General features: G+C 67.6%; 7 protein-coding genes. 3 read left to right on the top strand and 4 right to left on the bottom strand.

All coding sequences use genetic code 11. The features are described from left to right. Nucleotides 1–162: 162 nt before the first annotated feature. The 4 genes from P0086_RS23430 to P0086_RS23415 all read right to left on the bottom strand — a co-directional run bounded on the left by P0086_RS23430 (nucleotide 163) and on the right by P0086_RS23415 (nucleotide 7,803). The gene (locus tag P0086_RS23430; protein ID WP_275790441.1) at nucleotides 163–2,289 is read right to left on the bottom strand and encodes a methyl-accepting chemotaxis protein; all 2,127 of its coding nucleotides are present in this window, start codon (nucleotides 2,287–2,289) and stop codon (nucleotides 163–165) included. A gap of 171 nt (nucleotides 2,290–2,460) precedes the next feature. Next, on the bottom strand, nucleotides 2,461–4,251 hold the full coding sequence (gene aspS, locus P0086_RS23425; protein ID WP_148149909.1) for an aspartate--tRNA ligase: 1,791 nt from the start codon (nucleotides 4,249–4,251) through the stop codon (nucleotides 2,461–2,463). A gap of 725 nt (nucleotides 4,252–4,976) precedes the next feature. Continuing rightward, complete coding sequence (locus P0086_RS23420; RefSeq protein ID WP_275790438.1) at nucleotides 4,977–5,321, bottom strand: hypothetical protein; 345 nt, start codon at nucleotides 5,319–5,321, stop codon at nucleotides 4,977–4,979. A 40-nt stretch (nucleotides 5,322–5,361) separates the two neighbouring features. After that, complete coding sequence (locus P0086_RS23415) at nucleotides 5,362–7,803, bottom strand: arylsulfatase (RefSeq protein WP_275790435.1); 2,442 nt, start codon at nucleotides 7,801–7,803, stop codon at nucleotides 5,362–5,364. A 207-nt stretch (nucleotides 7,804–8,010) separates the two neighbouring features. Here P0086_RS23415 and P0086_RS23410 point away from each other — a divergent pair, with 207 nt between their 5' ends. From P0086_RS23410 to rnd, 3 genes are all read left to right on the top strand, one after another. Then, entirely contained in the window at nucleotides 8,011–9,249 is a 1,239-nt protein-coding gene (locus P0086_RS23410) for an MFS transporter (RefSeq protein WP_275790433.1), read from the top strand. An 84-nt stretch (nucleotides 9,250–9,333) separates the two neighbouring features. Continuing rightward, nucleotides 9,334–10,731 (top strand): multicopper oxidase family protein, encoded by a 1,398-nt coding sequence (locus tag P0086_RS23405; protein WP_275790431.1) that lies wholly within the window; start codon nucleotides 9,334–9,336, stop codon nucleotides 10,729–10,731. Between the two features lie 94 nt (nucleotides 10,732–10,825). Next, a partial coding sequence (rnd, locus tag P0086_RS23400; protein ID WP_275790546.1) for a ribonuclease D occupies nucleotides 10,826–11,963 on the top strand: 1,138 nt, incomplete at its 3' end.

Raw genomic sequence — 11,963 nt, 5'->3', positions numbered from 1 at the left:
CCGCCGGGTTTTCTGTTGTCGTCCACGGCAAAGCGGCCGCGCATGCGGGCGCTTGGCTCGTTCGGCGAAAGCATCCCGCCGAAGGGGACCGCGCCAGGCTGCCGCGACCCGGGCGCCAGGCACAAGCTGTGCCCGGGCGACCGGGACTGTCGACTTACCGCCCTACCGTGCGAACCGCAGGATCCGGCCCTGTTCGTGGCCGACCGCGTCCCGGGTCTCGGCCGCTTCCGGCAGGCGGAAGGCGGCGACGAGGGCGCGCAGGCGTTCGGCCTGGGCGGCGAGGACGGCGCTGGCGGCGTTGTTCTCCTCCACCATGGCGGCGTTCTGCTGGGTGCCCTGGTCCATCTGGTTGACGGCCTGGTTGACCTCCTTCAGCCCCAGCGACTGTTCTCGGGCGGAGACGGCGATCGCCTCCATCAGGGCGTGGATCGCCTTGACCTCGCTGCCGATCGCCTCCAGCGCCGTGCCGGTGGTGCGGACGATGCCGACGCCGTCCTCGACCTCGGTGCTCGACTGGCGGATCAGGTCCTTGATCTCCCTTGCGGCGACCGCCGAACGCTGCGCGAGCTCGCGCACCTCCTGGGCCACGACGGCGAAACCCCTGCCCGCTTCGCCGGCGCGTGCGGCCTCGACGCCGGCGTTCAGTGCCAGCAGATTGGTCTGGAAGGCGATCTCGTCGATGACGCCGATGATGCTGGAAATGCGGCGCGAGGACTGCTCGATCCGCTCCATCGCGCCGACGGTGCCGCCGACGAGCGCGGCCGTGCGCTCGGCATTGGCGTTGGCGCGAGTGGCGACGTCGCGGGCCTCCTGCGCCCGGTCCGCCGCCATCGTGACGTTGGCCGTGATCTCGTCGAGTGCCGCAGCTGTCTCCTCCAGCGCCGCCGCCTGCCGCTCGGTGCGGCCGGCCAGCGTCTCGGCGCTGGCGCTGATCTCGCGGCTGCCGCCGTCGATGGTGCTACCGGCGGCAGCGATCTGCGCCAGCGTCCCGCCGAGCTGGCGTAGCGCCTGGTTGAGATCGTGGCGCAGCCCCTCGAACTCGGGAGCGAACGGCTCGGCCAGCGAAAAGTCCAGGTCGCCGTCGGCGAGACGCCGCAGGCCGGTCGCCAGGCCGCCGGTCGCCTGCAGCAGCCGCGCGTTCGCCTCGGCCTCGGCGGCCGCCTGGATGGCGACGCGCTCGGCCTCGGCCCGGCCGCGTTCGGCTTCCGCCTGCTCCTCGAGCCGCCTGTTGTCGATCGCAGCCTTGCGGAACACCTCGAGCGCGGTCGCCATGGCGCCGATCTCGTCGCGCCGCTCCAGTCCCGGGACGGCGATCTCCGTCCGGCCGCCGGCGAGCGTGCGCATCGCCGCGGTCATCTGCCCGATCGGGCGGACGATCGAGCGGCCGACCAGCCAGACGGCCAGCAGCAGCACCAGCACGGCGGCGCCGATCAGCGCGGCGACCACCGCGATCGTGCGGGCCGCTGAGGCGTCGCTTGCGGCGATGTGGCCGGTGCGCTCGGCCGCAAACAGCGCCGTCGCCCGCTCCTTCGCCGGACCGATCGCGGCATGGGCGGCGCCGACCGCCTGCCGGGCGGCCGCCTCCTTCAGGCTCACCTCGGCATAGAGCCGGAAGGCGTTGCGGTAGACGTCGAACCGTTCCATCACCCGCTGGCGCTGCGCGCCCGGCCGGTAGAGCTTGCGCACCAGCCCGGTGAAGGTCTCCGCCTCGGCGGCGTGGCTTTCGATGTATTTCGGGTCGCGGCGCAGGATGAAGTCCTTCTCGTGGCGGCGCAGCATCAGCATGCTGGCGAGCACGCCGGTGTCCTCGACACCCTGCAGCTGCTCCTCGATGTCGTGGACGGCCGAGCGCATGGCGCCCTCCAGCCCGCTCGACGGGTCAAGCCCCAGTTCCCGGTTGATGCCGACGAGGGCGGTAAAGGCGGCGCGATACTCCGCAAAGCGGGCGCCGACGTCCTGCAATTCCTTCGCCAGCTCCGGTCCGGCGCCGGCCTTCAGCCGCTCGAGGCGGTCGGTGGCGGACGCGGCGGTCTTTTCGAAGGCGGCATCGGCGGCCATGTCGCGGGCGAGCAGGAAGTCCTTCTCGGCAAGGCGGGCCGCCAGAAAATCCGCCGCCAGATCGCCGAACTCGGCCTCGCGCGCGGCCAGCCGGTAGCCGGTCTCGCGATTGACCGCCTCGACCTGCCGCTGGACCAGCAGGATGCCGGCAATGACGGCAATGCCGGTCACGGCGAGGACGCCGAGCAGCAGCACGCGGTGTGCAATCTTCAGCCTGGAGAAAACGGACATGGTCAAGCGCCCCGGAAAACATCAGAGCCCGACCTATCGCCTTGAAGAGATTAAGAGAAACTCAACCGTTCATGAAGGTTTCATGACAATGCACAGGGCGGCGGGAACGGCCGCCGCCGGGGGCGGGAGAAGGCTGCCCGAGCGCGGTCGGCCAGCCTCCGAAGCAAGGGATCAGTCCTTCTTCGGCGTCGGCATGACGCGGAGCGCCAGCTCGCGCAGCTGCGCCGGGGTTGCCGGGGTCGGCGCGCCCATCAGCAGGTCCTGGGCCTGCTGGTTCATCGGGAACAGCGAGATCTCGCGCAGGTTCTTGGCGCCGACGAGCAGCATGACCACACGGTCGATGCCGGCCGCCATGCCGCCATGCGGCGGCGCGCCGTACTGGAAGGCGCGGTAGAGGCCGCCGAAGCGCTCCTCGACGTCCTGCTGGCTGAGGCCGACCTTCTCGAAGGCCTTGACCATCAGTTCCGGCGACTGGTTGCGGATCGAGCCCGAGGCGATCTCGAAGCCGTTGCAGACCATGTCGTACTGGAAGGCCTTGATCGTCAGCGGATCCTGGCTTTCCAGCGCCTCGAGGCCGCCCTGCGGCATCGAGAAGGGGTTGTGGGCGAAATCGATCTTCTTCTCGTCCTCGTTGTATTCAAAGAACGGGAAGTCGACGATCCAGCAGAGCTCGAAGCGGTCGCGGTCGACGAGGTTCAGCTCCTCGCCGGCGCGGGTGCGGGCTTCGCCGGCGAACTTGTAGAACTTGGCCGGGTCGCCGGCGACGAAGAAGCAGGCGTCGCCGTCGTCGAGGCCGAGCTGGGTGCGGATCGCCTCCGTGCGCTCCTCGCCGATGTTCTTGGCGAGGGGACCCGCGCCTTCGAGCTTGTCGCCTTCCTTGCGCCAGAAGATGTAGCCGAGGCCCGGCTGGCCGGTCGACTGCGCCCAGGCGTTCATGCGGTCGCAGAAGGCGCGCGAACCACCGGTCTTCGCCGGGATCGCCCAGACCTCGACCTTCGGGTTGGAGGCGATCATGTTGGCGAAGACCTTGAAGCCGGAATCGCGGAAATGATCGGTGACGGCCTGCATCTCGATCGGGTTGCGCAGGTCCGGCTTGTCGGAGCCGTAGGTGCGGATGGCGTCGTCATAGGCGATGCGGCGGAATTCTTTCGTCACCGGCTTGCCGCCCGCGAATTCCTCGAAGATGCCGCGGATGACCGGCTCCATCGTGTTCCAGACATCCTCCTGCTCGACGAAGCTCATCTCCAGGTCGAGCTGGTAGAATTCGCCCGGCAGGCGGTCGGCGCGCGGGTCCTCGTCGCGGAAGCACGGCGCGATCTGGAAGTAGCGGTCGAAGCCGGCGACCATCAGGAGTTGCTTATACTGCTGCGGGGCCTGCGGCAGCGCGTAGAAGGTGCCCTCGTGGATGCGGCTCGGCACCAGGAAGTCGCGCGCGCCTTCCGGCGAGGACGCCGTCAGAATCGGCGTCGAATATTCGGTGAAGCCGACCTTGGTCATCTCGCGGCGCATGGCGGCGATGATCTGGGTGCGCTTGACGATGTTCTTGTGCAGCGTTTCGCGGCGCAGGTCGAGGAAGCGGTACTTGAGGCGCACGTCCTCCGGATAGTCCGGCTCGCCGAACACCGGCAGCGGCAGTTCCTTGGCGGCCGAAAGCACCTCGATCTCCTTGGCATAGAGCTCGATCTCGCCGGTCGGCATATTCTTGTTGACCGTATCCTCGGTGCGCGCCTTGACGAGGCCGTCGATGCGGATCACCCACTCGCCGCGGACCGTCTCCGCGGTCTTGAAGGCGGGGCTGTCGGGATCGGCGACGACCTGGGTGATTCCGTAGTGGTCGCGCAGGTCGATGAAGAGCACGCCGCCATGGTCGCGGACGCGGTGGACCCAGCCGGAAAGACGGACGGCCTGGCCGACATCGGACTTGCGGAGGGCGGCGCAGGTGTGGCTGCGGTAACGGTGCATTGTTCTATCCTGGAATGCTGCGCGGCCAGATCCGGACAGCGGGGCCGCGCTTCTTCAAAATCGGGCGGAAAAGCGCATGACCGCTCCGATTTGTCAAGGCTTGCGGCGGCAACGCCGGGGGCAATCGCCTATGGAAAGGCCGTGGCCGCGGTCGCGGCCTGCGTGGTGAGAAAAAGACACACAACCGGTAAAACAGTATGTGAACACCTTCTGAAGGACTTGTCCGCCCGCCCGAGAGCGCGCATGAAGACTTTGTTAACCCTGCCTGCGCCGCGCCGCCCCGCCGAGCCGCGGTCCGGGGAGGTCCCCGCCGGAAGCAGAGCGACGTCATGCCTGAACTCCTCCAAATGTGGCCCCTGCTCGTCACCTCGGTCGCGATCTACTATTTCTACCGCTGGGTCGTGACCGACATGAACGGCCGATAAGAGCGCGCCCGCCGTCCCTCCAGAACATCGTCGCGATCGTCTCGCGGCCACCGTACAGCGTTGCACGTTCGCGCGACGGAAGCACCGCCCGCGGCATGTTTCTGCGGACCCCTGTGTGCAAGGACGCGCGTCCCTTCCTCGCACAAGGCGCCGGCTCCGCCTCGCCGCGACGCCTCGCGGTGCATCCGTGACGGAACGAGGCTCAGTATGGCCCGGCGGCGATCGGCGGACATGGCCGACGGGGCCATGCGTTGAAAGGATTGCCGAATTTCCGTTCGTCGTCCCGACAAGCGACACGCTTCATCCCCGCCCCGCGGCAAGCAGAACCGTGAAGACGGCATGGAAGACGACGGCAGGCCACAGGAGAACGCCGGCGAACGTGCCCGTCAGGCCGAGCCAGGCCAGGTAGAGCGTGGCGGTGCCGCTGTAGACGAGCATGCCGAGAAGCGGCGAAATGCGGATGCAGGCGATCGCCAGCGCGATCAGGGCAAGGCCGGCCACCCGCGCCGCCGGAACGCCCGCGCCGGTCATCTCCGCACCGAGGAGCAGCCGCCCGACGACCGACGGGGCGGCCAGCAGGGCGAGCCCGGTCGCCGCCTCGCCGGCTGCGGCGACCATCAGCGCCCGGTTGCGGGACCCGTTCATCGCAGGCGCCTCTCAGATCGGCCATGCGAAATTGCGCCGGTCATGGGGCGGCCTTCGGCTGCTGGCCGAGACGGAAGCTCAACCGGTCGAGCTTGCCGGTGAACCGGAACGGCACCTCGTAGCGATATTCGAGCAGGGCCACGCCGGAGCGGGTGTCCAGCCCGACGTCGAAGCTCTCGTCCTCCGGGAAGGTGACGGGCGTACCGTGCTCCAGGGTGTTGCTGGCAACCGCCTTGCCGTCGACCGAAAGCGTGCCCTTGCCGCCCTTGCCCAGTTCCGGGCCGTCGGAGACGAAATCGAAGACGATCGTGTGCTTGCCGGCTTCGAGCGTCGGCCCCTCCCAGGCGGTGCGCTTGAGGTCGAGGAGATTGTAGAGGAAGACGACCTTGCCCTTGCCGAAGCCCAGTTCGCCCTTGCTGAGGAACAGCGCGTAACCGCCGAAGCGTCCGCCCTCGGTGACGATCACGCCCTCCGCGCCGCCTTGCGGGATCTCGACCTCGGCGGTGATGGTGTAGGACCTGTTCAGGATGCTGGGCGCGGCACTCTTCGGCACGCCGCTGAGTTCGCCCGAATAGGCGAACTCAGTGCGGCCGGCCGTCAGGCTCGGGCGAGCGGCGTTCCAGCGCGCCAGCGTCGAATTGTCGAGCGGCAGCACGTCGTACTTCGCGGCCTCCGCATAGAAGAGCGCCTGCATCTCCTTCAGCTTGTCGGGCATCGATGCGGCGAGGTCGTTCGACTGGGTGGGATCCTCGGCGACGTTGTAGAGTTCCCAGGCATAGCCTGTGATCACGTCCGGCGGCGCCTTGGTGCTCAGTTCCCACGGCAGCGTCGCGGGCGTGGTCGCCGCCACCCAGCCCTCGTCATAGATGGCGCGGTTGCCGAGCATCTCGAAATACTGCGTCTTGCGGGCCGACGGCGCGTTCTCGTTCGCCTTGTCGAAGGCATAGGCCATGCTGACGCCGTCCATCGGGCGCTGCCTGATGCCGTCGATCGTGTCCGGCTGGGCGATGCCGGTCACCTCGAGGATGGTCGGAGCGATGTCGATGAAATGATGGAACTGCCGGCGGATGCCGCCCGCATCGGTGATGTGGCCGGGCCAGGACACCGCCATGCCCTGCGCGGTGCCGCCGAAATGCGACGGCACCTGCTTCATCCACTTGAACGGCGTGCCCATGGCCCAGGCCCAGCCGGCGGAGAAATGCGGGAAGGTGCGGTCCGAGCCCCAGAATTCGTACCAGAGGTACTGGTCCTTCACCGGCACCGGGACGCCGTTGAAGGTGGTGAACTCGTTCGGCGTGCCGTTGACCATGCCCTCGGCGCTCGCGCCGTTGTCGCCGCTGATGTAGAAGATCAGCGTGTCGTTCCATTCGCCGAGATCCTGCACCGCCTGGATCACGCGGCCGATCTCGTGGTCGGTATAGGCGAGATAGGCGCCGTAGATGTCCGCCTGTTTGACGAACAATTTTTTCTGCTCGATGTCGAGCGTGTCCCACTGCGGCAGCTCCTTCGGCCACGGCGTCAGCTTCGCATTCTCGGGCATGATGCCGAGGCGCTTCTGGTTGGCGAAGATCGTCTCGCGCAGCTTGTTCCAGCCCTCGTCGAAGAGGTGCATGCCGGAGATCCTGTCGATCCATTCCGGCGTCGGATGATGCGGGGCGTGGCTGCCGCCGGGCACGTAGTAGACGAAGAACGGCTTGTCGGGCGCGATCTCCTTCATCTGCTTCATGTACTGGATGGCGTCGTCGGCCATCGCCGTCGTCAGGTTCCAGGAAGGATTGCCCTCGAAGGGGTAGATGGCGGTGGTGTTGCGATAGAGGTTCGGCTGCCACTGGCTGGCGTCGCCGCCGACGAAGCCGTAGAAATAGTCGAAACCCATGCCGATCGGCCACTGGTCGAAGGGCCCGGCCTGGCTCGCCTGGTAGAAGGGCGTGTTGTGGTTCTTGCCGAACCACGAGGTGGCATAGCCGTTTTCCTTCAGGATCGTGCCGATCGTGCCGCATTCCTTGCGGATCACCGAATCATAGCCCGGATAGCCGGTGGCGATCTCGCCGACGACCCCGAAGCCCGCGACATGGTGATTGCGCCCGGTGATCAGCGCCGCGCGCGAGGGCGAGCAGAGCGAGGTGGAGTGGAAGTTGGTGAACCGCAGGCCCTCGTTCGCGATGCGGTCGAGCGCCGGCGTCGGAATGACCCCGCCGAAGGTGGAGGGCGCCCCGAAGCCGACGTCGTCGGTCATGATCAAGAGCACGTTCGGCGCGCCCCTGGGCGGAACGATGCGCGGCGCCCACCAGGGCCTGGAGTCCGATGCCTTCTCCTTGATCACCCCGCCGAAGGAAGGATCCGGCTGCGGCAGCTGCCTGCCCTCGATCGTCGTCGTGGCGCCCGGCGAGCCGGGGACGCCGCCTGTCTCCTGCGCCCAGCCGAAGGTGCAACTCAGCGCGAGAAAACCCACGCCCGCAAGCATGCTGCGACCGATGCCCATGGTGAAATCCCCCCGTACAGAGCCATCCTTAATTTTAGCATACACTAATATCCCGTCCGTCGCCGCGTTTGATGAACCTCTCCGCCTCCGCGCGGGACGGCAATTATTTCTTCCCCGGACGGAATTCTCCTGTCACCGGCGCCGTTTCGCCTGTAGACATCGCTATCGATTGCGCGGCGTCCCCCGGTTCCCCTCCCCGGCAGCAGCATGAGCCACATCCGTCCCCTCGTTCCCCTTTTGATCACCGCCGGCATCCTGATCGGCGGCAACGGGCTGCAGGGGACCTTCATCTCGCTGCGCGCCTCGTATGAGGGGTTTTCGACCTCGCTGATCGGCCTCGTCGGCGCCGGCTACAACATCGGCTTCGCCATCGGCTGCATCTACGTGACCCGGGTGCTGCGGGCGATCGGGCATATCCGGACGTTCTCGGCCATGGCGGCGATCGCCTCGGCCTCGGCGATCGCGATGCTCCTGGTGATCGACCCGACCTTCTGGTTCTTCATGCGGCTGCTCGCCGGGCTCTGCTTCGCCAGCCTGTTCGCAACCGTCGAGAGCTGGCTGAACGCCAGCGTCACCAACGCCAACCGGGCGCGCACGCTCTCCATCTACCGCCTCGTCGACCTCGGCTCGGTGACGGCGGCGCAATATCTCATCCCCGGCGTCGGCATCGGCGGCTTCCAGCTGTTTGCGATCGTCTCGATGGCGCTGACCCTGTCGCTCGTGCCGATCTCGCTTGCCGACCGCTCCGCGCCGGTGGCGCCCGAGGCGATCCGCTTCGACGTCAGGAAGCTCTGGAACATCTCGCCGCTGGCGACGATCGGCTGCATCGTCGTCGGGCTCACCAATGCCGCCTTCCGCTCGCTCGGGCCGATCTACGGCGAAGAGATCGGGCTGTCGGTGACCGAGATCGCGAGCTTCATGAGCGCCGGCATCATCGGCGGCGTGGTGCTGCAATATCCGCTCGGCCTCTATTCGGACAAGCTCGACCGGCGCGTGATCATCCTCGTCGCGACGCTCGGCGCCACGCTCGCAGCCCTCTTCCTGGCGATCTTCGCCGGCGGCGACGAATGGATGAACATGGCCGGCATCTTCGTCTTCGGCGCGTTTGCCATGCCGCTCTATTCGCTCTGTTCGGCGCACGCCAACGACCATGCGGGGGACGGCGAACATGCGCTGGTCTCTGCCGGCATGCTGTTCTTCTGGTCGATCGGCGCGATCATGGGCCCACTGTTCGCCTCGGTGCTGCTCGACTTCTTCGGACCGGACGCGCTGTTCATCTACACCGCCGTGATCATGGTCATCTTCATGGCCTATACGGGGCTGCGCATGAGCGCGCGGCCGGGGGTGCCGGCCGAACAGCGGCACGGACGCTTCCGCAACCTCTTGCGCACCTCGGCCTTCTTCAACAAGCTTGCCGGCGAGGAGCGGAACGGCCGGGGCCGGTGAGCGACGGCGGAGGCTATCTGCCGTATTGATGAGTGCGCCGATCAGGATTATGCAGGGGCAGCCTCACCAGACCGGGACCTGCACATGCCGATCAGCCGACGCACGCTTCTCAAGGGTTGCTCGATCGCGGCCGCCGCCTACGGCACCGGGCTGGCGCTGCCGGCGGCGCGGCGTGCGTTCGCAGATGCGCCGGCCGAACTCGTCGCGCATGAGGGCAGCGCGCTGCTCGCCGACGGACGCCCGACCGACGCGGTGATGACCTACGGGCTCGGCGGGGCCGGCGACGGCGTGCCGCCGGTGCTGCGGATGCGCAAGGGCGAGGAATTCGCGGCACGGCTCGTCAACCGCCTGCAGGAGCCGACCACCGTGCACTGGCACGGGCTTCGGATCGTGAACGCCATGGACGGCGTTCCGGAGATGACCCAGCCCTATGTCTATCCCGGCGACGGCTTCGACTATCGCTTCACCCCGCCCGACGCCGGCACCTTCTGGTATCACCCCCATTGCAACACGCTGACGCAGATGGGCCGCGGGCTGACCGGCGTCCTCGTCGTCGAGGACCCGACCGACCCGGTGTTCGACGCGGAGATCGTCCTCAACCTGCGCGACTTCCGGCTCGGCGGCGACGGGCAGTTCATCGCCCCGTTCAAGCCGCGCGACGCCGCCCGCGGCGGCACCTTCGGCACGGTGCGCACGACCAACTGGCAGAAGGAGCCCATCTATGACGCGCCGGCCGGCGGGCTGGTGCGGGTGCGGATCGCGGCGACCGACGTGACGCGGGTCTACCGGCTGGGGCTGGAAGGCGCCGGCGCGATGGTCGTGGCGCTCGACGGCGATCCGCTGGCAGCCCCCTTCCCGCTCGATCTCTGCGACGTCGGCCCCGGCCAGCGGATGGACATCGTGCTGCGGATGCCGGCGTCCGAAGGCATGGTCGCGACGCTCTCCAACGTCAAGGGCAGCGCGCCCTGGACCGTCGCGCGCTTCCGCGCGGTGGGCGCGGACGCGAAGCGTTCGCTGCGGGATGTCGGCGCGCTGCCCGCAAACCCGATCCCGGTCGCCGACCTGAAGGCCGCCGAGATCATCCCGATGGAATTCACCGCCACGGCCGAGCATGGCGCGAGGGAGAGCATCTGCGGCTCGCTCGGCTACACGTTCTGGGCGATCAACCGCGTCGCCTGGCCGGGCGACACGGCGGACGGCGTGGCGCCGCTGGCGGAGCTGAAGCTCGGGAAGAGCTACGTCTTCCGCGTCGCCAACCGCACCCCGCACGCGCATCCGATCCATCTGCACGGGATGAGCTTCCACATCGTCGCCTCGAACCAGCCGCGGCTGCTCGGCCACGCCACCGACACGATCCTGCTGCAACCTGACGAGACCGCCGACCTTGCCCTCGTCGCCGACAATCCCGGCGCGTGGATGCTTCATTGCCACATCATCGAGCACCAGAAGACCGGAATGAGCAGCTACGTTACGGTAACCTGAGTGGCCTCGGCAGTTTTTGATTGTGGCGAAATGGTGGAGCGGGTAAATCATCTGATCTTTTGAAACCAGCCGTCGCCCGAGCAGATTGATGCAGATCATCGAAACAACCGCAGCCCTGGCCGAAGCCTGTGCGCTGCTCGCCAAGTCCGACTACCTGACCATCGACACCGAATTCCTGCGCGAGACCACCTTCTGGCCGGAGCTCTGCCTGATCCAGATGGCCGGCCCGGAGACGGCGGTGATCGTCGACCCGATGGCCAAGGGCATCGACCTTGCGCCGTTCTTCGCGCTGATGGCCGACACCGGCGTGGTCAAGGTGTTCCATGCCGCCCGGCAGGATCTCGAGATCATCTACAATCTCGGCAAGCTGATCCCGCACCCGATCTTCGACACCCAGGTCGCAGCCATGGTCTGCGGCTTCGGCGACAGCGTCTCCTACGACCAGCTCGTGCAGAAGACGAAGGGCGTGCAGATCGACAAGTCGTCGCGCTTCACCGACTGGAGCCGCCGGCCGCTGACGGACAAGCAGCTGGAATATGCGCTCGCCGACGTCACCCACCTGCGCGACGTCTACCAGTTCCTGAAGGCCCGGCTGGAACAGGAAGGCCGCAGCCTGTGGGTGACCGAGGAGATGGCCGTCCTGGAGGCGCCCGGCACCTACGACATCCACCCCGACGACGCCTGGAAGCGGCTGAAAATGCGGGTGAAGAAACCGTTGGAACTCGTTGTCCTGCAAAAGGTCGCGGCCTGGCGCGAGCGCGAGGCGCGCGCCCGCAACGTGCCGCGCTCGCGCATCCTCAAGGACGACACGATCTACGAGATCGCCCAGCAGCAGCCGGCCGACGCCGAGGCGCTCGGCCGGCTTCGCACGATCCCCAAGGGCTGGGAGCGCTCGCAGTCGGGCACGGCCCTGCTCGAGGCGATCAGGGACGCGCTCGAGACGCCGAAGACGGACCTGCCGAAGCTGCCGCGCCAGCAGCACGTGCCCGAGGGGGCCGCCGCTGCCAGCGAAATGCTGAAGGTCCTGCTGAAGCTCGTCTCCGAGAAGGAGGGCGTCGCCGCCAAGATCATCGCCAACAGCGACGACCTGGAGAAGATCGCGATCGACGGCGAAGGCGCCGACGTTCCCGCGCTGCACGGCTGGCGGCGGGAACTGTTCGGCGACGTCGCCCTCGACCTGATCGGCGGCAAGGTGGGCCTGCGCTTCGTCAACAAGAAGATCGAGGCCGTCG

The sequence above is a fragment of the Mycoplana sp. MJR14 genome (assembly GCF_029210525.1).
Lineage (GTDB): Bacteria > Pseudomonadota > Alphaproteobacteria > Rhizobiales > Rhizobiaceae > Mycoplana.
The sequence above is the reverse complement of the archived record's forward strand: the minus strand, read 5'-3'. Positions and strand labels throughout refer to the sequence as shown.

Coding starts and splice junctions, on each gene's coding strand:
- P0086_RS23430 (WP_275790441.1), bottom strand. CDS start 2,289: ATGTCCGTTTTCTCCAGGCTGAAGATTGCACACCGCGTGCTGCTGCTC.
- aspS (WP_148149909.1), bottom strand. CDS start 4,251: ATGCACCGTTACCGCAGCCACACCTGCGCCGCCCTCCGCAAGTCCGAT.
- P0086_RS23420 (WP_275790438.1), bottom strand. CDS start 5,321: ATGAACGGGTCCCGCAACCGGGCGCTGATGGTCGCCGCAGCCGGCGAG.
- P0086_RS23415 (WP_275790435.1), bottom strand. CDS start 7,803: ATGGGCATCGGTCGCAGCATGCTTGCGGGCGTGGGTTTTCTCGCGCTG.
- P0086_RS23410 (WP_275790433.1), top strand. CDS start 8,011: ATGAGCCACATCCGTCCCCTCGTTCCCCTTTTGATCACCGCCGGCATC.
- P0086_RS23405 (WP_275790431.1), top strand. CDS start 9,334: ATGCCGATCAGCCGACGCACGCTTCTCAAGGGTTGCTCGATCGCGGCC.